Annotated in this window: 18 protein-coding genes and 1 tRNA gene; 9 read left to right on the top strand and 10 right to left on the bottom strand. The window is 65.2% G+C overall.

What is annotated here, in order from left to right; translation table 11 throughout:
- Window positions 1-84: 84 nt before the first annotated feature.
- Window positions 85-219, top strand: coding sequence for a type II toxin-antitoxin system RelE/ParE family toxin (locus tag HV793_RS10855; RefSeq protein WP_119450694.1), 135 nt, complete (start codon window positions 85-87; stop codon window positions 217-219).
- A 44-nt stretch (window positions 220-263) separates the two neighbouring features.
- Here HV793_RS10855 and HV793_RS10850 read toward each other — a convergent pair whose 3' ends face one another.
- Complete coding sequence (locus HV793_RS10850; RefSeq protein ID WP_054458550.1) at window positions 264-1,193, bottom strand: NUDIX hydrolase; 930 nt, start codon at window positions 1,191-1,193, stop codon at window positions 264-266.
- A gap of 199 nt (window positions 1,194-1,392) precedes the next feature.
- Between HV793_RS10850 and HV793_RS10845 the strand changes: the two genes are divergently transcribed.
- Window positions 1,393-1,620: a hypothetical protein gene (locus HV793_RS10845; RefSeq protein WP_175213113.1), complete on the top strand. Its 228-nt coding sequence runs from the start codon at window positions 1,393-1,395 to the stop codon at window positions 1,618-1,620.
- A 52-nt stretch (window positions 1,621-1,672) separates the two neighbouring features.
- Here HV793_RS10845 and HV793_RS10840 read toward each other — a convergent pair whose 3' ends face one another.
- Window positions 1,673-2,578 carry a LysR substrate-binding domain-containing protein gene (locus HV793_RS10840; protein WP_175213112.1) on the bottom strand — a complete coding sequence of 302 codons (906 nt, stop codon included), beginning with the start codon at window positions 2,576-2,578 and terminating at the stop codon, window positions 1,673-1,675.
- A gap of 140 nt (window positions 2,579-2,718) precedes the next feature.
- Between HV793_RS10840 and HV793_RS10835 the strand changes: the two genes are divergently transcribed.
- The 3 genes from HV793_RS10835 to HV793_RS10825 all read left to right on the top strand — a co-directional run bounded on the left by HV793_RS10835 (window position 2,719) and on the right by HV793_RS10825 (window position 7,106).
- Window positions 2,719-3,708: a Bug family tripartite tricarboxylate transporter substrate binding protein gene (locus HV793_RS10835; RefSeq protein ID WP_175213111.1), complete on the top strand. Its 990-nt coding sequence runs from the start codon at window positions 2,719-2,721 to the stop codon at window positions 3,706-3,708.
- 63 nt (window positions 3,709-3,771) lie between these two features.
- Window positions 3,772-5,052, top strand: coding sequence for a TolB-like translocation protein (locus HV793_RS10830; RefSeq protein ID WP_175213110.1), 1,281 nt, complete (start codon window positions 3,772-3,774; stop codon window positions 5,050-5,052).
- Window positions 5,053-5,234: 182 nt separating this feature from the next.
- Window positions 5,235-7,106, top strand: coding sequence for a PhoX family protein (locus HV793_RS10825; RefSeq protein WP_054458417.1), 1,872 nt, complete (start codon window positions 5,235-5,237; stop codon window positions 7,104-7,106).
- Between the two features lie 129 nt (window positions 7,107-7,235).
- On the opposite strand, the gene HV793_RS10820 is transcribed toward HV793_RS10825, so the two are convergent.
- The 5 genes from HV793_RS10820 to HV793_RS10800 form a co-directional block, all read right to left on the bottom strand.
- A tRNA-Ser gene (locus tag HV793_RS10820) sits at window positions 7,236-7,326 on the bottom strand.
- 131 nt (window positions 7,327-7,457) lie between these two features.
- Window positions 7,458-9,014 carry a SpoVR family protein gene (locus HV793_RS10815; RefSeq protein WP_082401331.1) on the bottom strand — a complete coding sequence of 519 codons (1,557 nt, stop codon included), beginning with the start codon at window positions 9,012-9,014 and terminating at the stop codon, window positions 7,458-7,460.
- Window positions 9,011-10,270: a YeaH/YhbH family protein gene (locus HV793_RS10810; RefSeq protein ID WP_054458415.1), complete on the bottom strand. Its 1,260-nt coding sequence runs from the start codon at window positions 10,268-10,270 to the stop codon at window positions 9,011-9,013. Before HV793_RS10810 ends, HV793_RS10815 begins: the two co-directional genes overlap by 4 nt.
- 12 nt (window positions 10,271-10,282) lie before the next feature.
- Window positions 10,283-12,199, bottom strand: a complete 1,917-nt coding sequence (locus HV793_RS10805) for a PrkA family serine protein kinase (RefSeq protein WP_370127010.1) — start codon at window positions 12,197-12,199, stop codon at window positions 10,283-10,285.
- Between the two features lie 533 nt (window positions 12,200-12,732).
- Window positions 12,733-12,885 (bottom strand): hypothetical protein, encoded by a 153-nt coding sequence (locus HV793_RS10800; RefSeq protein WP_156337471.1) that lies wholly within the window; start codon window positions 12,883-12,885, stop codon window positions 12,733-12,735.
- A gap of 232 nt (window positions 12,886-13,117) precedes the next feature.
- Here HV793_RS10800 and HV793_RS10795 point away from each other — a divergent pair, with 232 nt between their 5' ends.
- Together HV793_RS10795 and HV793_RS10790 are read left to right on the top strand one after the other, a co-directional pair.
- Window positions 13,118-14,278 carry a DUF3142 domain-containing protein gene (locus HV793_RS10795; RefSeq protein WP_125471955.1) on the top strand — a complete coding sequence of 387 codons (1,161 nt, stop codon included), beginning with the start codon at window positions 13,118-13,120 and terminating at the stop codon, window positions 14,276-14,278.
- Window positions 14,265-16,745, top strand: coding sequence for a hypothetical protein (locus tag HV793_RS10790; protein WP_175213108.1), 2,481 nt, complete (start codon window positions 14,265-14,267; stop codon window positions 16,743-16,745). The genes HV793_RS10795 and HV793_RS10790 overlap by 14 nt, the downstream gene beginning before the upstream one ends.
- Here HV793_RS10790 and ribD read toward each other — a convergent pair.
- Window positions 16,742-17,893, bottom strand: a complete 1,152-nt coding sequence (ribD, locus tag HV793_RS10785; RefSeq protein WP_342357255.1) for a bifunctional diaminohydroxyphosphoribosylaminopyrimidine deaminase/5-amino-6-(5-phosphoribosylamino)uracil reductase RibD — start codon at window positions 17,891-17,893, stop codon at window positions 16,742-16,744. The two genes, HV793_RS10790 and ribD, sit on opposite strands and share 4 nt — an antisense overlap.
- A gap of 178 nt (window positions 17,894-18,071) precedes the next feature.
- Here ribD and HV793_RS10780 point away from each other — a divergent pair, with 178 nt between their 5' ends.
- Both HV793_RS10780 and HV793_RS10775 read left to right on the top strand, forming a co-directional pair.
- Window positions 18,072-18,635, top strand: a complete 564-nt coding sequence (locus tag HV793_RS10780; protein WP_175213107.1) for a cysteine hydrolase family protein — start codon at window positions 18,072-18,074, stop codon at window positions 18,633-18,635.
- 17 nt (window positions 18,636-18,652) lie between these two features.
- Entirely contained in the window at window positions 18,653-19,618 is a 966-nt protein-coding gene (locus tag HV793_RS10775) for a GlxA family transcriptional regulator (protein ID WP_175213106.1), read from the top strand.
- A gap of 73 nt (window positions 19,619-19,691) precedes the next feature.
- Here HV793_RS10775 and nrdR read toward each other — a convergent pair whose 3' ends face one another.
- Both nrdR and glyA read right to left on the bottom strand, forming a co-directional pair.
- Window positions 19,692-20,171 carry a transcriptional regulator NrdR gene (gene nrdR / locus HV793_RS10770; protein WP_013391422.1) on the bottom strand — a complete coding sequence of 160 codons (480 nt, stop codon included), beginning with the start codon at window positions 20,169-20,171 and terminating at the stop codon, window positions 19,692-19,694.
- 205 nt (window positions 20,172-20,376) lie between these two features.
- Complete coding sequence (gene glyA, locus HV793_RS10765; RefSeq protein ID WP_054458401.1) at window positions 20,377-21,627, bottom strand: serine hydroxymethyltransferase; 1,251 nt, start codon at window positions 21,625-21,627, stop codon at window positions 20,377-20,379.
- Window positions 21,628-21,761: the final 134 nt, after the last annotated feature.

The raw sequence follows: 21,761 nt of genomic DNA, 5'->3' as shown, positions 1-21,761 counted from the left end.
TGTCATCGAGTCCGAAATCCGCCTCGCGCTGATCACGGCGTCGCCAGGAGCAGGGCAAGATCAAGTTCTTAGACCAACCCGCGTATTGGCGAACAACTGTTCCAATTCGAACCACGAGAGGTGAGAAGAATCCTGGTTGGAGAGTACGAGATTCGCTACGAAAACCAGGATGCGGTTGTCCACGTGCTGCGGCTGTGGCACACCCGCGAGAACCGCTAAAACTCTTGGGTGACTTGGACTCTCAAGCGTGATGCATCTCAACGTCACATCGCCCGAGACAGCGGCAACTTGCTCCCTGCAATAGCGCGCTCCAGCAGCACGTCACGACGAAAACGGAACAGCTTGGCCGGCCTGCCGGCCGTGCCCGTGGCCATTTCGCCCGTCTCTTCGACCAGCGCCTGCTGCTCGATGAGGCGGCGGAAATTCTGCTTGTGCAGGCCGCGCCCAGCCAGCGCCTCCACGGCCAACTGCAATTGCAGCAGGGTGAACTGCGCGGGCATCAACTCGAACACCACGGGGCGGTACTTGATCTTGGCGCGCAGCCGCGCGATGCCGGTGGCCAGGATGCGACGGTGGTCGTGGCGCATGGGTTCGCCCGGCACCACGGCGCCCTTGCCCCCGCGCCGCGCCGCTTCGGGCACCAGCCCCGCTTCGAACAGCAGCTCGTAGCGCTGCAGCACCATGTCCTCGTTCCAGGGCGAGCCGTCCAGTCCGAAGGTGATGGCGGCGCGTTGGCGGCGGCGCATGCGCACGGCCGCATCGCTACTGTCTTCGCACCAGGCGGCCAGACGCGGGACGATTATTTCTTCCACCAGCGCGGGCGTGCCCGTGCGCTGGTCTTCCCAAGGGAAGTAGCGGTACCAATCCTGCCAGCCGACTTGCGCCACGCCGGTCTCGCCCGCCTCGCGCGTCAGGCCCAGGTAGCTGACCGACATCACACGCGCGCCCGATTCATCGGAGCGGTCGCCGTCGGCGAAGGTGTAGAGCTGCTCCACGTAACCCAGCGGGTGATGGGTCTGCTCCTCCACCCAGGCGCGCAGCCCGGCCTGCAGCGAACGGTGCGACAGCTTGAAGGGACCGGCCGGCAAGGCGCGCGCATCGTCGGTCGTCAGCACCCGCGGCTCGCCGTTGGTGACGGCGACCAGCACGGCAACGAGTTCAGCATGGACGGAGCGTTCGACGGATTCAGTCAAGGTAGGCGTATGGAAAGTGAGAAACCGGGCGACTTGCGGCAAGCCGCGAGGCGTCGGAAATTATAAGGGTCGGGCTCCTGCAACAGCCCCTTGCAAACGTGACAGGCATTCCTGCTCCCAGCCGGCCGCACGGCCCTAAGATGGAAGTGGCAACCAGGCGCGTCGCCATCCCGGGACGCCCGCAAGCGGAGCAGACATCATGTTGAAAACCGCCCCCGATCCGCAGGCGGCCAAGGCCGCTGAAACGGAACAACCCGTCGCCGTCGACCCGCGCAAAGGCACCGAAATCCTGCCGATGGCGGATCACAGCAAAGAGGTCGCCGGCATGCCAAGGCGCGGACGCGCCATGGCGGAACCTGGCGAACCCGGCATCATCACCCCGGAAGATGACGTGCTGGATACGTCTTACGAAAACCGCAAGAACTGAGCCGATGCGATGGCCAGATGATACGCGAGCCCGGGCGCGGCCCCTGCCGCGCTCAGGTCGCGTTCGGCTGCGCCTGGAAACCGCGCGCCAGGATCTCCACGAAGGCCTCGGTCACCGACGACGGCGCGGTCTGCGCGGGGTAAGCCATGCTGACGCGCACCGGCAGGCGCGGTGTGAACGGCCGTATCGCCAAGCGGTCCGCGAACACTGCGGCGATGTAGGGATTGACCACGCCCAGGCCGCTGCCGGCGGCAGCCAGCGCGCAGATGGTCGAGGAATACGTGGTCTCGATTTCCGAGGCGGGCTGCGCCCGGTGTTCCTGCATCGCGCCGCGCAGTTGCAGATAGACGTCGTCATCCGCGTTCAGCACTAGCAGGCGGCGCCCGTCCAGGTCCATGATGTCGACGGACGGCTGGGCCGCCAGCGGATGGTCCGGCCGCATCACGCAAACCGCCGCGCTTTCGTGCAAGGCCTGCATTTCCAGCAGTGCGCCATCCATGGGCGCCGTGGTCACCACCAGGTCGTAGGTGCCGTGCAGCAGCCCTTCCCGCAGGTACTGACTGCCCACGGTCTGCATGTTGATGTGGACCTCTGGATAGCGCTGCGCGAAGGTCTCGATCGCGCCGGGCAGCACGCCCAGGCCCAGCGCCGGCGTGCAGGCCAGCCGCAACACGCCGCTGCCGCTGCGCCGCATCGCGGCAACGCGGTCCTCGATGCGCTCCAGCCCCACGAAATGCCGCTGCACGGTATCGAACAGATCCTTGGCCTCGCGCGTGGGCCGCAGACGTCCGCGCTCCATGTCGAACAGCTTCAGGCCGCTGGCCTGCTGCACCTGCGCCAGCAGCCGGCTGACCGAAGGCTGGGTGGTGCGCAGCATCTGCGCCGCGCCGGTAGTGGTGCCGGCCAGCATGACCGCATGGAAGGCTTCGATCTGGCGGAAATTCAGGGGTCGGCTCATGGCGGGAAATGTATAGCAAACTTGCATAGCCTATGTTGAAAAAAGAATTTTTTCAAATACATGAGGACTCCTACACTGGTTTTCCCAAGGGCGCCGCCAGATGCGCCCCCCGCACTACCCAACCTTCCAGGGGAAACCACATGAACCTCCGCCGCTCCTGGCGCCAACTCCTGCAAACGCTGTGCCTGGGCCTGACGGCAGCCGCCCTGCCGCTGGCCGCGCACGCGCAAGCCAACTATCCCGACCGCCCGGTGCGCATCATCGTGCCCTTCACCGCGGGCGGCAGCTCCGATATCCAGGGACGGCTGTTGGCCGAACACCTGGGCAAGCTCTACGGCCAGTCGGTAGTGGTGGAAAACCGCCCCGGCGCGGGCGGGCACATCGGCGGCAAGTTCGTCGCCGACTCGGGGCCGGACGGCTATACGCTGCTGCTGGGCTCCATCGGCCTGCATGCCACCTACGGGGTCTACAAGAACCTCAACTACCAACCCGCCCGCGATCTGAAGCTGATCACCATCGTGGCCGAGATGCCGCACGTGGTGGTGGCCAACCCCGCGCTGGAAGCCAACACCCTGGCCGAACTCACCGCGCTGGCAAAGGCCAAGCCGGAAACGCTGCACTTCGGCTCGGCCGGCGTGGGCTCGTCCGTGCACATGGTGGGCGAGCTCTACAAGATGGCCGCGCAGGCGCCCATCGTGCACATTCCATACCGCGGCAGCTCGGCCGCCACCAACGACCTACTGGGCGGCCAGATCCAGTTGCTGTTCGAGAACGTGCCCACCACCATCGGCTACATCCAGGCCAAGAAGCTGAAGGCGCTGGCCATCACCGGCGCCACGCGCTCGCCAGCCCTGCCCGACGTCCCCACCGCCGCCGAAGCAGGCCTGCCCGGCCTGACCGTGACGTCCTGGACCACGCTGGCCGCCAGCAAGGACGTACCGGACGCGCTGATCGAAAAGATCAGCGCCGACCTGCGCCGCGTCTACGCCGACCCGGCATTCCGCGAAGGCCTGGAGCGCCTGGGCATGACTCCTGTGGGCAACAACCCCGCCGACGCGCGCGCCTTCGTCGAACGCGAACGCGCCCGCTGGAACAAGGTCATCGAAACCGAACACATCACTGCGGGCTGAACGCCCGGGGCGGCGCCTGCGCCGCCCTTTTTTCTTTCCGACTTCCTCTTTGCCCTGCCATCCATGAACCGCATGCTCGCCACGCCCATCGCCTGCCGCCGCCTGGGCGCCACGCCGCACCATCATTTCTTCGGCTACTACAACAAGACCGTCTGGCATCGCGACGGCCGCTATCTGCTGGCCAACCGCACGCCGTTCAAGGACGCGCGGCTCACGCCCGAGTTGAGCGCCGAGGTGGGTTACTTCGATCTCCAGGACGGCGACCGCTACCACGTCGTGGGCAGCACCACGGCCTGGAACTGGCAGATGGGCTGCCAACTGCAATGGCTGGACGGCGAGTCCGAGCCGCAGATGATCTACAACTGCCGCCGCGACGACGACAGCGGCTTCTATCCGGGCTTCCGCTCCGCGGTCCACAACGTCGCCACCGGCCAGACGCGCCACCTGCCGCTGCCCATCTACGTGGCCGCGCCCAACAGCCGCTACGCGCTCTGCGTGGATTACCGCCGCCTCTACATCACGCACGAGACCATCGGCTACAGCGAACACGCCCCCGGCCCCGTGGACTACGCCCCAGCCGACGACGGCATCCACAGCATGGACCTGGAAAGCGGCGCGCACCGCCTGCTTGTCAGCTACGCCGACCTGCGCAACTTCCATCCGCGCGACTCGATGGAGCGCGCCATCCACTGGGTCAGCCATATCGAGATCAATCCTTCGTCCTCCCGCATCCTGTTCCTGCACCGCTGGACCGAACGCGTCAAGGACGAGACCTGCTTCCTGCACCGGCTGATCACCATGAACGCCGACGGCAGCGACATGCGCCTGCTGGAATGCTCCGACCATCCGCTGCCGCAACTGGCCGACGACTTCGATCCCGGCGCGGTCGGCACGTTCGACTACGAGAAATCCGAATACCAGATCTCGCACCCGCTGTGGCGCGACGACCAGACCATCATCGTGTGGGGCCCGCATGACGGCAGCATCCACTACCACCTCTACCGCGATGCGCCCGGCGGCGCGGTCCAGGTCGTGGGCGACGGCGTGCTGACGGAGAACGGCCACATGACCTACTCTCCCGTGAACACGCGCTGGCTGCTCAGTGACACCTATCCGGACTCGACCACGCACGAGCGCATCCTGTTCCTCTACGACATGCAGACCGGCCTGCGCCATTCGCTGGGCAGCTTCTACGCCGATCCCAATCTGTCCAAGGAAAACCGCTGCGACCTGCATCCGCGCTGGAGCCGCGACGGCACGCAGGTCTGCATCGACTCCGTGCACGAAGGCGAGCGGCAGATGTATGTGCTGGACGTCACGCCCATCGTCGGGCCGCAAGACTGACAATCGCAACGCCGCCGCCTCAACCGGAATTCCGATCACGGACTCGGTCAGGCGGCGGACTACCCACTTAACCATAAGGACTTCACACTATCGTCACCCCGTTGTAACGACCGACCTTTAACCTCGCTTTCGTTTTGCTTACAAACAATTGAGCGACTCGATCGCGACACTATGAGGTTGGAATGTCTTACTTGACTGATAAATTGCGCGCCCCCTATCGCGAAGCCCAAGACGAAGTCACCGTTCCCGGGCAGATGTTCGACGAAATCGTCGCCGCGAATCCCCAGCGCCGCACTTTGCTGAAGAACAGCTTCGGCCTGTCAATGCTGTCCGTGTTCGGCGCATCGACCCTGCTGACCGCCTGTGGCGGCAGCGACGATGACGACGACGACACCTCCGGCAACGAGCCGGGCGAAGGCGGCACCAAGCCGCCCCCCGGCCCCGACTATTCCGTCACGTTCACCCCGCTGGCCGACAAGATCGTCGCCGACACCGTCACGGTTCCCGCAGGCTACGTGGCCGAAGTGCTCTACTCCGCCGGCGACAAGTGCATGATCGGCTCGGCTGGCTACGCCGGCGTGCCGCAGTCCTATCCCGCCACGGAAACCCAATCCGGCGGCCAGCACGATGGCATGCACTTCTATGCCCTGCCCGGCGTGGACCCCAACCAGGGCGGCCTGCTGGTGCTGAACCATGAAGCGCTGGACGACGAGACCCTGGACCAGAGCGTCGAAGGCGTGAAGACCCGCCTGTCCAACGTCGGCGTGTCCGTCATCGAAATCGCCCGCGGCGCCAACGGCGCCTGGACCGTCAAGACCGACTCGCGCTACAACAAGCGCTACACCGGCAACACCGTCTACAACGTCAGCGGTCCGGCCAAGTCCGTCGTGGGCGACACCGTCGTCGGCACGCTGAACAACTGTTCCAGCGGCGACACGCCCTGGGGCACCTACCTGACCTGCGAAGAGACGCTCAACAATTACCACTACAAGACCGGCGACGCCGGCAAGCCGGCCGACGAAGGCTATGGCTGGGTGGTGGAAATCGATCCCCAGAACCCGGATTCGACCGCCGTCAAGCGCACCGCGATGGGCCGCTTCAGCCATGAAAACACGGCCTTCATGCTGGACGAGAATAACCGTGTTGCTTTCTACATGGGCGACGACACCACGCCTGGCTGCATCTACAAGTTCGTGCCGAGCAAGCCGTACGATCCCGCCAACCGCGCCGCCAACATGGGCCTGCTGGACGAAGGCACGCTGTACGCCGCGCGCTTCAATGACGATGGCAGCGGCAACTGGGTCGAACTGACCGTGGGCAAGAACAACCTGACCGCCGGCGCCACCGATCCCGGCAATTTCACGCAGGTCGCCAGCGGCACCGTGATCACCGGCAAGCTCGTCAACTTCAATACGCAGGCCGACGTGCTGGTCAACACCGGCGCCGCCGCCCGCGTCGCCGGCGCCACGCTGATGGACCGCCCGGAATGGATCACGGTGGGCGTGGACAAGACCGTGTACTGCACGCTGACCAACAACGGCAGCCGCAAGCGCACCAGCGCCGCCAACCCGCGCGTCAACAACTCGCACGGCCACATCATCCGCTGGCACGAGCGCGGCGACTCGCCCCTGGCCACCACCTTCGAGTGGGACCTGCTGCTGCTGGCCGGCCGCGACAAGGCCGACGGCGTGGCCGCCAACCTGACGGGCAACGTCAACGGCGACACCTTCTCCAGCCCCGACGGCATCCGCGTCGACCCCAAGGGCCGCCTGTGGGTCCAGACCGACGCCGGCACCAGCGCCTCGACCACGGACTTCTTCGGCAACAACTCGATGTACTACATCGACCAGAAGACCGGCGAATCCAAGCGCTTCCTGGTCGGCCCGCTGGGCTGCGAAATTACCGGCATCGCCTACACGCCGGACCTGACCACGTTCTTCATCAACATCCAGCACCCGGATCAGACGTGGAACACGTTGCGCGCAGGCGGCGGCGATGCGCGCTCGGCTACGGTGGTGGTGCGGCGCACTGACGGGAAACCGGTGGGCGCGTAAGCGTTCCGGTCCAAGACGCCGCCCGGCAAATTACGCCGGGCGGCGTTTTTTTATGCCGCGAAAATGCAAAAAACCCGCAAGGCTTGAGCGCTTGCGGGTTTTTTGTGTACTGCTTTGCAGTGCGAATCCTGGCGGACAGAGGGGGATTCGAACCCCCGATACGCTTTTGACGTATACACGCTTTCCAGGCGTGCGCCTTCAACCACTCGGCCACCTGTCCTATCTGCGATTTTCGCTGCGGGCGAGCCGCTGCAGAAAATGCGAATCCGCGATTCTAGCAGATTTCGCACAACGCCGACAAGCGGACAAAGAAAAGGGGACGCCAACGGCGTCCCCTGCTTTGACCGACCACTAGGAGGCTGATGCCGGCGGGTCCTGTTCCCGGTAGGAGCTGACGGTGCCGTCCGGCTCGGTCTCTTCCAGCCGCACCCTGAAGCCCCACAGTCGGGCCAGGTGCTTCATCACCTGTTCGGCGTCCTCGCCCGCCAGCGGGCGGCCGCGGCTCTTCAGGTGGCGCAGCACCAGCGAGCGGTCGGAGTCGCGGTTGAAGCGGACCACCTGGATGTCCGGCACCATGTTGTCGCGGTTGTGTTGCGCAGCCAGCAGGCGGCGGATGTCGCGGTAGCCTTCGTCGTCGTGGATGGCGGCGACTTCGAGCTTGGGGTTGGCCTGGTGGTCGGAGATCGCGAAGAAACGGAACTCGCGGATCAGGCGGGGCGACAGGTATTGCGAGATGAAGGACTCGTCCTTGAAGTTGCGCATGGCGAAGTCCAGCGTCTTCAGCCAGTCGCCGCCGGCGATGTCGGGGAACCAGCGCCGGTCCTCGGCCGTCGGCGCCTCGCAGATGCGGCGGATGTCGGACATCATGGCAAAGCCCAGCGCATAGGGGTTGATGCCGCCGTAGCCGCGTTCGTCGAAGCCGCGCTGGCTGACCACGTTGGTGTGGCTTTGCAGGAACTCCATCATGAAGCCGTCGTTGACCAGGCCTTTTTCATGCAGCCGGTTCAGGATGGTGTAGTGCCAGAACGTGGCCCAGCCTTCGTTCATGACCTTGGTCTGGGTCTGCGGATAGAAGTATTGCGCGACCTTGCGGACGATGCGCACCAGTTCCTTCTGCCACGGCGCGAGCTTGGGCGAATACTTCTCGATGAAGTACAGCAAGTTCTCTTCGGGCTCCGGTGGAAACACCGAGGCCTCGACGTGGGTGTCCTTGTCGGCCTCCAGGCGCGGCAGGGTACGCCACAGGTCGTTGTACTGCAGCCGGGCATGCTCCTGGCGTTCAGCCTGGCGCGCGGCCTCTTCCTTGTAGGAAATGGGCGTGGGGCGCTTGTAGCGGTCCACGCCGTGGTGCGAGAGCGCGTGGCAGGAATCGAGCAAGGATTCCACCGCGTCGATGCCATAGCGGTCCTCGCAGGACATGACGTATTTGCGCGCGAAGACCAGGTAGTCCAGCACACCGTCGGCATCGGTCCATTGCCGGAACAGGTAATTGCCCTTGAAGAACGAGTTGTGGCCGTAACAGGCGTGGGCGATCACCAGCGCCTGCATCGTCATGGAGTTCTCTTCCATGAGATAGGAGATGCAAGGGTTGGAGTTGATGACGATCTCGTACGCCAGCCCCTGCATGCCGCGGCGGTAGAACTGCTCGTTGCGGATGAATTCCTTGCCGTACGACCAGTGCGGATAGCCGATAGGCAGACCGGCCGACGCATAGGCATCCAGCATCTGTTCCGAGGTGATTACCTCGATCTGGTTCGGGTACGTGTCCAGTCCGTATTCGGCGGCGACCTTGGAGATCGCGTCGTCATAGGACTGGATCAGTTCGAAGGTCCATTCGGAACCCTGGGAGATGGGCCGGGCGCTGCCGGCGGCCTCCGGTTCCACGAGCGCTCCCACGATGGCATTCATGCGGTTTCCTTTTTGAACAGGTCATGGAACACGGGGAAGATCTCGCCGCGTTCGCAGATGCGCCGCATGACGAAATGCGGCTCCAGTTTCTGTTCATATTCCGCCCACAGGCTGCTCTTGCGCGCCTCCTGCGAGTCGGGCACTTCGATGTAGGCAAAGTAGCGCGTGGCCGGCAGCAGATGTTCGGCCAGGAAGCGCGCGCTCTTGCCCGCGTCGGCGCCGAACGAGTCGCCGTCGCTGGCCTGCGCCGCGTACACGTTCCAGGCGGTCGGCGGATAGCGCTTCTCCAGGATCTCGCGCATCAGTTCCAGCGCCGACAGCACGATGGTGCCGCCGCTCTTGGGATCGTAGAAGAAGGTATGTTCGTCGACTTCCTCGGCGTTGTCGGTGTGGCGGATGAAGACCAGGTCCACGTGTTCGTACTTGCGCGACAGGAACAGGTAAAGCAGCGAAAAGAAGCGCTTGGCCAGGTCCTTCTTGTTTTCGTCCATGGAGCCCGACACGTCCATCAGGCAGAACATGACGGCGCGCGCCATCGGGATGGCCACCGACACCCGGTTGCGGTAGCGCAGGTCCAGGTCGTCCAGGAAAGGCACGCGGGCCAGGCGTTCGCGGCAACCTTCGACGTCCTGCTCCAGCGCCTTGATCTCGTCGGCGGGAGCGCCCGCTTCCAGCGCCTTGGCCAGGCGCTCCTCGGCATCCTCCAGATCGGCGCGCGCCTTCACGCCGAGCGACACGCGGCGCGCCAGCGAGGACTTGAGCGTGCGGCTGATGCTCAGCATGCTGGGCGAGCCCGTGGTCGTGTAGCCGGCGCGCTGCCATTTCTTCTGGCTGACCTCGCCCAGCTGCGTGCGCGCCATGTGCGGCAGTTCCAGGTCCTCGAAGAACAGGTTCAGGAATTCCGCCCGCGACAGGCTGAAGGTGAACTGGTCGACCGATTCGCCTTCGCCCGGCTCGGAGCCGCCTTCCCCCTGCCCGCCTTGCGGCCGGTCGAACGTGTCTCCCTTGGCAAACTCGCGGTTGCCGGGGTGCACGATCTCGCGGTCGCCGCCCTGGCCGTGATGGAAGGTCGGCTCGGAGATGTCGCGGGCGGGCAGGTTGATCTCGCCGCCCTGATCCATGTCCTGGATGGAGCGGTCGCGGATCATCCCATGTACCGCCTTGCGGATCTGGTTCTTATAACGCCGGAGAAAACGCTCCCGGTTGACGGCGCTTTTATTGCGCCCGTTAAGACGGCGATCGATGAGTGAATTCATGATTCACCTCGCTCAGGAAGACTTCCTCACACGGAGATACCACTCGCACAGCAGTCTCACCTGCTTTTCCGTGTAGCCCTTTTCAACCATGCGATCCACGAAGCTCTGGTGCTTGGACTTGTCCTCGGCCGACGCCTTGGCGTTGAACGAGATCACCGGCAACAGGTCTTCGGTGTTCGAGAACATCTTCTTCTCGATCACTTCGCGCAGCTTTTCATAACTGGTCCAGGTCGGGTTGCGGCCGTTGTTGTTGGCGCGCGCCCGCAGGACGAAGTTGACGATCTCGTTGCGGAAGTCCTTCGGGTTGGCGATGCCGGCCGGCTTCTCGATCTTTTCCAGTTCGTCGTTGAGCGCGCTGCGGTCGAAGCTTTCGCCGGTTTCCGGGTCGCGGAATTCCTCGTCCTGGATCCAGCAGTCGGCAAAGGTCACGTAGCGGTCGAAGATGTTCTGGCCGTATTCCGAATAGGACTCGAGGTAGGCGGTCTGGATTTCCTTGCCGATGAATTCCGCATAACGCGGCGCCAGGTAGCCCTTGATGAATTCAAGATAGCGCCGGCGGATTTCCTCGGGATAGTCTTCGCGGCCGATCCGCTGCTCGAGCACGTACATCAGGTGCACCGGGTTGGCGGCGACTTCGGTCTGGTCGTAGTTGAAGACGCTGGACAGGATCTTGTACGCGAAACGCGTCGACACCCCGGTCATGCCTTCGTCCGTGCCGGCATAGTCCTTGTATTCCTGCAAGGCCTTGGCCTTGGGATCGACGTCCTTCAGGCTTTCGCCGTCGTAGACGCGCAGCTTCGAATAGATGCTGGAATTCTCGGGTTCCTTCAGGCGCGTCAGGACCGAGAACTGCGCCATCATGTCCAGCGTTCCCGGGGCGCATGGCGCCGCCGACAGCGAACTGTGGTGCAGCAGCTTTTCGTAGATGCGGACCTCTTCCGACACCTGCAGGCAGTAAGGCACCTTGACGATGTAAATACGGTCGAGGAACGCCTCGTTGTGCTTGTTGTTGCGGAAGGTCTGCCATTCCGATTCGTTCGAGTGGGCCAGGATGGCGCCGTTGAACGGGATCGCGGAAAAGCCTTCGGTGCCCTTGAAGTTGCCTTCCTGGGTTGCCGTCAGCAAGGGGTGCAGCATCTTGATCGGGGCCTTGAACATCTCGACGAATTCAAGCAGCCCCTGGTTGGCCAGGCACAGCCCGCCAGAGTAGCTGTAGGCATCCGGATCGTCCTGCGAGTGGCGGTCGAGCATGCGGATGTCGACCTTGCCCACCAGCGACGAAATGTCCTGGTTGTTCTCGTCGCCAGGTTCAGTCTTGGCGATGGCGATCTGGCGCAGCACCGACGGGTTCAGGCGCACGACGCGGAACTTCGAGATGTCGCCGTCGAACTCCTTCAGGCGCTTCACGGCCCAGGGCGACATGATGCCGCTCAGGTAGCGCCGCGGGATGCCGTATTCCTTTTCAAGCGTGTCGCCGAAACGTTCCGGGTGGAACAGTCCGAGCGGCGATTCGTTGACCGGCGACCCCTTCAGGGCGTAGATGGGATAGGCCTCCATCAGCGACTTGAGCCGCTCCGCGATGGACGACTTGCCGCCGCCCACCGGGCCCAGCAGATAGAGGATTTGCTTGCGCTCTTCCAGTCCCTGCGCGGCGTGCTTGAAGAACGCGACGATCTGTCCGATCACGTCCTCCATGCCGTAGAACTCCTGGAACGCCGGATAGCGTCGGATGGTCCGGTTGGAAAACAAACGGGAAAGACGTGGGTCGTTGCGCGTATCCACGACTTCGGGTTCGCCTATTGCCGCCAGCATGCGTTCTGCGGGGCTGGCGTACGCCATGGGATCGCTTTTGGCGAGGTTGAGGTACTCCTCGAGAGAGAGTTCCGATTCCTGCTCTCTTGCATACTGCGACTTGAAGCCTTCGACGATGTTTTGCACGGAAACCTCCTACAACACGCGAAAAATCCAATACGTCCCTACCTGCCCCCATTGTGCCTCAGCGCTCGCGCATTACTAGACAATCTCGCGATAAGCACTGTCGGCCGGATGGTATGTTGCTTTCGCCACACATCAACCAAAGGCATGATCAGGCCCTTTCCAGTTAGGCTGCACTCTTCGGATGCAAGTTCCGTCAGGGAATGCAACTTAAGTGAATAAGTTCACTCGTTCGACTTCAGCATATCGCTGTATGCGTGCGTGCATGATGCATCCGCACATGAAATGCTCAGCAATGATTTGAAGGGAAGAGCGATGTCCCAGGGATTTTTATGATGCGGGCATAAACCCGATGCGCCCGCTGTGCGATGGCAGCGGACGGTCTGAACGGCGCGTAGCGTCTTCGTTCAGCAGCGTGCAGGTCCGGTTGTGAAAAGCACCGATGACGCTGCACGAGGATCCGTGGTGACGAGGGCGCGTGGCATTGCACGGTGTAGTCCATCAGTGCGTGGCGCCAAGTCATGTGCCTATGCTAAAGCCAATTGACGTTTTTGTGGCAATTCATTTAACGCAAGGCCAAAAATAGTCGTGTCGCGCGCTTTCAAATTCATGCAATAGACACGCGCTGCAACCACGCAAACCTGCGCAAACTTGATGGCATATCGATAGCGCTGGCGCATCGCGAATCGCCTGCAAGCCACGGATTACGGAGGTCTGCGCGATTGGCAGCCGCGAACGCAGAGTGCTAATACCCCTTGCGGCGGCGATAGAATCACGCATTCGAAACGCACCGCGCATTTGGTTCGCTTCCTGTCGTCCGCCCATCGCCATCGCCACATCATAATTTTCCGATTTTTGACCCGCCGCATGAAGGTCCTCGTCAAACGCTGTCGCGCAGTGCTTTGCAGCGTCTTGCTGCTGCTTCTGGCCGCTTGCGGCAAGCAGGCGGATCTGCCGGCCGACGCCTATGTCTGGCAACGCGTCTGGACGCCGCCGGTCAGCCAGGCGCTGGCCGACAGTGCCGACGTGGTGCGGGCATGGCGCGTGCTGATGGCGGAAATGAACCCGGATGGCAGGTGGTTCACTGCTGCGCCCGATCTGGCCGCACTGGCCGCGGCCAAACGTCCCGTCATCATGGTTTTCCGCCTGGACGGTCGCGCCGATGCGCTGCCCGCCGCGGAAGTGCTTGCGCGGATCAACGCCGCGCGCGGCGCATGGGAAAGCGCGGGTATCGGCTTGGCCGGCATCGAAATCGACTACGACTGCCCAACCTCCAAGTTGCCCACCTATGCGACGTTCCTGGAGACCTTGAAGCAGGGCCTGGGACCGGATCTGCCTTTGTCGATAACCGCGTTGCCGACATGGCTGGGCGGCGCCGGGCTCGACGCGCTGTTGCGGATTCCCGATGAAGCCGTGTTGCAGGTCCACGCCGTGCTGAGTCCCGAACAGGGGCTGTTCAATGCCAGGCGCGCAAGCGCCTGGCTGGCGGCGTTCGCGGACCGCACCCAGCGGCCATGGCGCGTGGCGTTGGCCACCTATGGCAGCCGCGTAAGCTGGAACGACGACGGCAGCATCGCCGCGGTCGAAAGCGAACGCCCCGCCCTGCTGCCGGGCGGCCGCGCCAGCGAACTGGTGGCCACCCCGGCAGCCATGGCGGCTTTCATCGATGAGATCCACCGCGCCCGTCCGCGCGGACTGGCGGGCATCGTCTGGTTCCGCCTGCCCACCGCGCGCGACGAACGCGCCTGGAGCCTGGCCACCTGGCGCGCCGTACTGACGCGCCAGCCCCTGTCGCCGGCGCTGTCCGTCACGGCGCGCGCAGCAGGCAGCAGCGGCGCGCAAGACCTGATTCTGGCCAACGGCGGCAATGCCGACGCAGCCCTGCCCTTCGCGATCCGCTGGCAAGGCGCTTGCCGCGCGGCCGACGGCATCAATGGCTATACCCTCGAACATGATTCCAGCGGCGCCTTCCTGCGCCGCTCCCAGAATGGCCTGCTGCATGCCGGCGGCCAACGCAACATAGGCTGGATACGCTGTGAAAACGGGCCCACGAGCTTCCATGTACAACCGTAAATCGCTTGCGGCGCTGCTGCTCCTGACGGGAGCCGGTATCGTCATCGCCTGCGGGCCGGAGTTCCCCGCCCAGCTGCTCGACGACCGCGCGGCTACGCTGCGTGCGACGCCGGCCAACGCTTTCAGCTATGAAACCGCGCGCCTCGTGGACGCCAGCGATGCGCTGCGAGCCCGCGAAGCCTATGAATTGCCGGACGGCAGCTACCTGCAAAACGCCCTGCCGGAAGACCGCGATCCCGCGCTCACGCCGGCGCAGCGGACCACGGCTCGCGCCATGCGCGCGCAGGCCGATGGCGACCGGGCCTATGCGCTGGGCGCCGATTTGCCGGAAGCGGTGCGTCTTTACGCCGCGGCCGCGGTCGACACCCATGCCGCCCGCGAAGCGCCGGACACCGACCGCCTGCTGGAGCAGGCGCGCGCCCGCTACCGCGCCATTCTCCAGTTGCCGGCGCAGCAGGCCGCGCCACGCAGCGTCTGGGCCGCCTATATGCTGGCAGAAATCGGGGACGAGACAGAGTTAGCCACTGACGACGCCGAGGCGCAGCGGCAGGCTGCGGCACAAGCCTATGGCCGCGTGCGGCAACTGGCGCGCGACGGCGCGCCGGACCCGCTGGGCCTGGCCGTTGCCAGCTACGGCCAGGAGGCGCGCCTGTTCCTCGCCGGGCCGCAGGGGCAATGCAGCTATATGGAGCTGGTCAATGCCGAGCCCTGCATGGACGCCATTCCCGCGGCCTCGCTAAAGCATGCGCTGCGCCTCTATGCCGAACAGGCCGCGCGCGACTCCGCGAGCGGCAATGCATCGCTGCGCATGCTGGCCGAATGGGCCTTGGAAGATCCGGCGCGTACGCGCCGCCTGATCGACGATCCAGTCGCGCAACGCCTGCTGGTGGCCTACGCGCTGGCCAGGGTCGGCGACATCGTCGATGGCAGGCCGGACAGCGCCAGCGATCCGTACGCCGCCTACGATACGACTGGCCAGGTGGGGTTGGCCGATGCGGCGCAAGGGCATGACGTCACACCCAATCCGGCGCTGCAATCGCTGGTTGCGGCATTGGAAACCCAGGACCTGAAGCAGGTGCCGAACGCCGACCGCGTAGCCGCGCTGGCCTACCGCATCGGCCGCTACGAGCTGGCGCAGACGTTGGCCGCGCGGCTGGACACGGCCTTGGCCTGGTGGGTCCGCGCCAAGCTGGCGCTGCGGCAAGGCGATACGCAGGCGGCGGCCCAGGCCTATGCCCAGGCTGCACGCGCGTTTCCGCGCGCCGACGGCAGCCTGGAGGCTGTCGGCGCGGCGCGCCTGCTGGGCGAACAAGGCGTGTTGACGCTGTCGCGCGGCCAGTATGTCGAGGCGCTGGATCAACTACTGCACGCCACCGTGAAGGACGATCCGGCCAATCCGGCCGGAGGCTTCTGGTTATCCACCCCGTACTGGAATGACGCTGCCTACGTCGCTGAGCGCGTGCTGACCACCGCCGAACTCAAGTCCTATGTGGACCGGCATGCGCCCGCCACTCCGGCGCCGGCAAGGTCCGTGCCGCGCGATCCGCAGAATTTCTACGACTGGGTAAGGCAGCATCCCATCACCGCATCCGATCGCCTGCGCCTGCTGCTGGCGCGCCGGATGGTGCGCGAAGGTTCGATCGAGCTGGCGCTGCCCTATTTCCCCGCCGATTCGGACGCCCGCTACGCCACGCTGGAAAGCGTCGACGGCAAGTGGGAAGTGCGTCTGCAGGAAACCCGCCGGCTCGCCGCGGAGTATGGCGCGGCCTTGCGCCGTGCCGGGAGCGCCTGGGGCCGCACATCACGGGCGCAAGCCTGGTACGAAGCTTCGCGGCTGGCGCGGCGCGACGGGATGGAGATCATGGGCTACGAACAGGAGCCGGATTTTGCGGTCTATGGCGGCAACACCAGTTATGGCGCGGGACGCAGCGCGGTCCCAGGCTGGAAGGCAGAGGATGACGATGCCGGAACGCCCGACACGCCGGCCTTGCGTGCCGCCGCCGCGCTGCCGGGCCCGTTTGTCACCGAAGAGGAACGCCGTCGCTATGCCGCCAGCGAAGCGCAGCCCTACACTCGCTTCCACTACCGCGAGATCGCGGCCAATCATGCGCTGCGCGCGTCCGACGAGCTGCCGCGCCGCTCGCAAGCCTACGCCGCCGTGCTGTGCCAGGGCGCCCGCTACATCATCGACGACTCCCCGGAACTGGCCGCCACGATCTACCGCCGCTATATAGAACACGGCGCGCAGGTGCCGTTCAGCGGCTCTTTCGGCCGCGAATGCGCCGCGCCCGATTTCCAGGCGGCTGCCTGGTTCCATTACACGCAGGCCGGAAAATCGTGGGAACGTCTGCGCCGCGACCATCCCGGCCTGCTGCTGGCGGCCGCGTTGTTGGCCCTGGCCGGCGGCGCTGCCACGATCCTGGCCTGGCGCTACACCGCGGCGCGCACGAGCCGGCGCCGCGCCTAAGACAGCTCAGGCAGCTCCACCCGCCGCGTCAGCTGATTCCAGGTGTCGGCCACCCGGGCGCGCACGCGCAGATCTGCGCCCACCGGCGCGGTCTCGATGAATTCATAGCGGCGGGCGCCGTCCAGGTGCTCCAGCATGGGCAGGCGGACCATGCCGGCGGCGTCGCCCAGCAGCACCGGCGCCAGGTACAGCAGCAGTTCATCCACGCAGCCCGCGGCGACCAACGCGCCGCTCAGGCCCGCGCCGGCTTCGACGTGGACCTCGTTGAATTGTTCCTGCGCCAGCCAGCGCATCATCGCCGGCAGATCGACCCGGCCCGGCGCCTCGCCCGGCAGCAGCACCACGCGGGCGTTCCTGGCCTGCAGGCGCGCGGCCTTGGCGGCATCTTCGCGAGCCGTGAAGATGATGACCTCGGCGCCATCGAACAACCGCGCGTCCTCGGGGATTTCAAAACGGCCGTCCACTACCGCCTTGCGCGGCTGGCGGGGCGTGTCCACGCCTCTGACATTGAGCTGCGGATCGTCTTTCAGCACGGTGCCCATGCCGGTCAGCACCACGCAGGCGCGGGCGCGCCAGCGGTGTCCGTCGGCGCGAGCCTCGCGTCCGGTGATCCATTGCGAGACGCCGTTATGCAGCGCGCTGCGCCCGTCCAGCGAGGCCGCCATCTTCATCCACACCCACGGCAGGCCGCGGCTCATGCGCGAGATGAAACCCGCGTTGATGGCCAGCGCCTCCGCGCGGCAGACGCCCGTGGTCACCGCGATCCCGGCATCGCGCAGACGCGCCAGTCCTTGCCCATTGACCAGCGGATTGGGGTCGCCGATGGCCACCACGACCCGCGCCGGCCGGGCCGCAAGCACAGCGTCCACGCAGGGCGGCGTGCGGCCAAAATGGCTGCAGGGTTCCAGGGTGACGTAAAGCGTGGCGCCTTCCACGGATTCGCCGCGCGCCTGGACGTCGCGCAAGGCGCAGACTTCCGCGTGCGGGCCGCCCGGCGGCTGCGTGGCGCCTTCGCCCAGCACCCGGCCGTCGCGCACGATCACGCAGCCGACCCGGGGGTTGGGCGCGGTGGTGTACATGACGGTCTGCGCCAACGCCAGGGCGCGGCGCATCCAGAAAATGTCGTCGTTGTCGCTGGGAATCATCATGTCCAGGATTGTATGTCCGCCGCAGGGCGGGCAGGCGGTCCGGCAGCGGGTCCACGGGGCAGCGGCGGCCAATGTCCGTTTTAGGCCGATGGCCGTCTTTCGCCGCGCTCGCCGCCACGCCGGATTGCAGTAAAAATAGCTGCACACCCCTACAATTCGCCATCCAGGAGCACGGCCCATGAAACAAGCACTGATCGTCATCGACGTACAAGACTCTTTCCGGCAACGTCCGTTTTGGGATGAAACCGAGTATCCGGCGTTCGTGGAGCAGATCCAATCCTTGATCGACGCCGCCCAGGCCCGCGACATTCCGGTGCTGCAGGTGTTCCACACCAGCGTGTCGAACGACCCCGCCAACCCCTTCTCGGTGGCCTCCGGCCACGTCAAGACGCTCAAGGAACTGCGCATCGAGCCCACCGCCGTGTTCCACAAGACCGTGCATTCCTCGCTCTACGCCAAAGACGCGGACGGCGCCAGCCTGCAGGACTGGCTGGTGAAGCACGGCATCGAAGGCATCATCGTCAGCGGCATCCGCACCGAACAGTGCTGCGAAACCACCTCGCGCCACGCCAGCGACGCCGGCTACAAGGTGGTGTTCCCCACGGACGCCACCCTGACCTTTGCCATGCAGAGCCCGTCCGGCCAGCATTACACGCCGGCCGAGATCCGCGACCGGACCGAGCTGGTGCTGCAAGGGCGTTTTGCCCGCATCGCACGCGCGGCCGACGCGCTGGCGGCCTGACACTGGCGGAGGGCCGCATGGTTCCGGTGTATTTCGTGCTGACGCGGGGCGTCGTGCTGCTGGACGTGGCAGGCCCCGCGGAGGCCTTCCGCGTCGCCAACAAGCTGGTTCCCGGGGCCTTCGAACAGCATTTCTGCGGTCCGTCCCGGGAAGTCGAAAGCGGCCTGCCCGGCTTGCACCTGACTCATATCCAAGCCCTGCCGGCCAGCCTGCCGCCCGAAGCCCTGGTCATCATTTCCGGCGTGGTGGGCAAGCCCACGCGCCTGGACGACCCCGACTCGCGCGCCATCATCGACTGGCTGGCGGCCCGCCATCCGGTGGACGGCTTCACGCTGATGACGGTGTGCGCAGGCGCCCTGTTCGCCGCCGCCGCCGGCCTGACGCGGCAGCGCGACTGCACCACACACCACACTTGCCTGGAACAGCTGGCCAGCATTGACCCGAGCGCGCGGCTGCATGACAACCGCATCTTCGTCGAAGACGGCAAACTGGTCAGCAGCGCCGGCATCACGGCCGGCATCGATTTGGCTCTGCACATGGTGTCGCGCCATTGCGGCCCGCGCGTGGCCAGCGAAACGGCGCGCGACATGGTGGTCTACCAACGGCGCGCCGGCACGGATTCCACGCTGTCGCCCTGGCTGGACCATCGCAGCCACCTGCATCCAGGCGTGCACCGGGTGCAGGACGCGGTCATCCGTGATCCGGCGGCGCCCTGGTCGGCGCAATCGCTGGCGGACCAGGCGCACACCAGCGCGCGCCATCTGACGCGGCTGTTCCGCGAACACGCGGGCTGCACGCCAATGGACTACCTGTATCAGATACGCGTGGCGCTGGCGCGCGACCTGCTGCGCGATACCCGGCTGGACCTGGAGCGCGTGGCCGAAAAGTCGGGATTCGGCTCGGCGCAGCACATGCGCCGCGTCTGGCGCAAGTTCCAGCCGCTGACGCCCAGCCTGGCGCGTACGGCTCCCACCATGCAATGACGGCGCCGCAGCGCCGTCATTTTCGAGCTTCGATGCGGCCAGCCGGCCGCGGATCGGTTGAACCTGAGCCCTGCTAGTCCTTGCGCAGCTTGCCCGGCAACAGCGGCCCTTGCATCTCGCGGATGGCTTCGACGAATTCGCCGATGTCCTCGAAGCTCTTGTAGACCGAAGCGAAGCGCACGTATGCCACCTTGTCGAGCTTGCGCAGTTCGTTCATCACGAGCTCGCCTATATGTTCGCTGGGCACTTCACGCAGCCCGCTGGCCAGCAGCTGCTCTTCGATGCGCGCGACCGCGGCGTCCACGTCTTCCGTGCTGACGGGACGCTTGCGCAGCGCCAGGCTCAGGCTGGCGCGCAGCTTGCCGGGGTCGTAGTCGCTGCGGCTGCCATTGCGCTTGACGATGGAGGGCATGGCCAGCTCCACCCGTTCATAGGTGGTGAAACGTTTGTCACAGGACAGGCAGCGACGGCGACGGCGTATGGCGTCGCCTTCTTCGGAGACCCGGCTGTCTACGACCTGCGTTTCGGCATTGCCGCAAAATGGACACCGCATGTGTGATCCCTAAAGGCACTGAGGGGGCAATAGTTGAGCATATTGTAACGAGGCGTCCGGCCGCCAGCGCCAATACGGGCTAATCCGCCCCCGTATTTTTTACCAGGCGGCGCCAGCCGCCCGAAAACAAAGGGACGGCGCCTTGCGGGGCCGTCCCTGGTAGACCGCTGCGGCCGGGCCACAGCCCGCCGCAGGGATTGCTCGCTTACTTCTTGCCGTAGACCGGCAGGCGCGAGGTCAGTTCGTTGACCTTTGCACGCACGGCGGCGATGTTGGCTTCGTCGCGCGGGTTGTCCAGCACGTCGGCGATCAGGTTGGCGGTCAGCTCGGCTTCGGCTTCGGTGAAGCCGCGCGTGGTCATGGCCGGCGTGCCCAGGCGGATGCCGCTGGTCACGAAGGGCTTTTCCGGGTCGTTCGGGATGGCGTTCTTGTTGACCGTGATGTGGGCCTGGCCCAGCACGGCTTCCGCTTCCTTGCCCGTGATGCCCTTGGAACGCAGGTCCACCAGCATGACGTGGCTTTCGGTGCGGCCGGAGACGATGCGCAGGCCGCGCTTGACCAGCGTGTCGGCCAGCACCTTGGCGTTCTTGACCACTTGCTGCGCGTAGTCCTTGAAGGCGGGTTCCAGCGCTTCCTTGAAGGCCACGGCCTTGCCGGCGATGACGTGCATCAGCGGACCGCCCTGGATGCCGGGGAAGATCGCCGAGTTGATGATCTTCTCGTGCTCGGCCTTCATCATGATGACGCCGCCGCGCGGGCCGCGCAGCGACTTGTGCGTGGTCGAGGTGACGAAGTCGGCGTGCGGCACCGGGTTGGGATAGGCGCCGCCAGCGACCAGGCCGGCGTAGTGGGCGATGTCGACCATGAACAGCGCGCCGTTTTCACGGGCGATGCGGGCCATGCGCTCGAAGTCGATGTGCAAGGCGTAGGCGGAGGCGCCAGCCACGATCAGCTTGGGCTTGTGCTCCTTGGCCAGTTGCTCGACCTGGTCATAGTTCAGGACTTCGTTTTCGTCCAGGCCGTAGGAGATGAAGTTGTACAGCTTGCCCGAGGCGTTGACCGACGCGCCGTGCGTCAGGTGGCCGCCTTCGGCCAGGCTCATGCCCAGCACGGTGTCGCCCGGCTTCAGGACGGCCATGTACACGCCCTGGTTGGCCTGCGAACCCGAGTTGGGCTGCACGTTGGCGGCTTCGGCGCCGAAGATCTGCTTCAGGCGGTCGATGGCCAGCTGCTCGACCACGTCCACGTATTCGCAACCGCCGTAGTAGCGCTTGCCCGGATAGCCTTCGGCGTACTTGTTGGTGAGCTGCGTGCCCTGGGCTTCCATGACGGCCGGGCTGGCGTAGTTCTCCGAGGCGATCAGCTCGATGTGCTGTTCCTGGCGGACGTCTTCCTTCTGGATGGCGGCCCAAACGTCCGGGTCAGCCTTGGACAAGGTGAGGTTGCGGTCAAACATGACGGGGGGTTCCTGAGGCGGTAAGAGAGGAGAAAACTGCGCCCGGGTGGGTAAACCCGGAGAATGACGGATAGTTTACCCCGTCGGACAGGATCAAATGCTCCCAAAATGCAGGGAACCCGGGCAAAATTCCC

The sequence above is a fragment of the Achromobacter aegrifaciens genome (genome assembly GCF_902859965.1).
GTDB classification, from domain to species: Bacteria; Pseudomonadota; Gammaproteobacteria; order Burkholderiales; family Burkholderiaceae_B; genus Achromobacter; species Achromobacter aegrifaciens.
The sequence above is the reverse complement of the archived record's forward strand: the minus strand, read 5'-3'. Positions and strand labels throughout refer to the sequence as shown.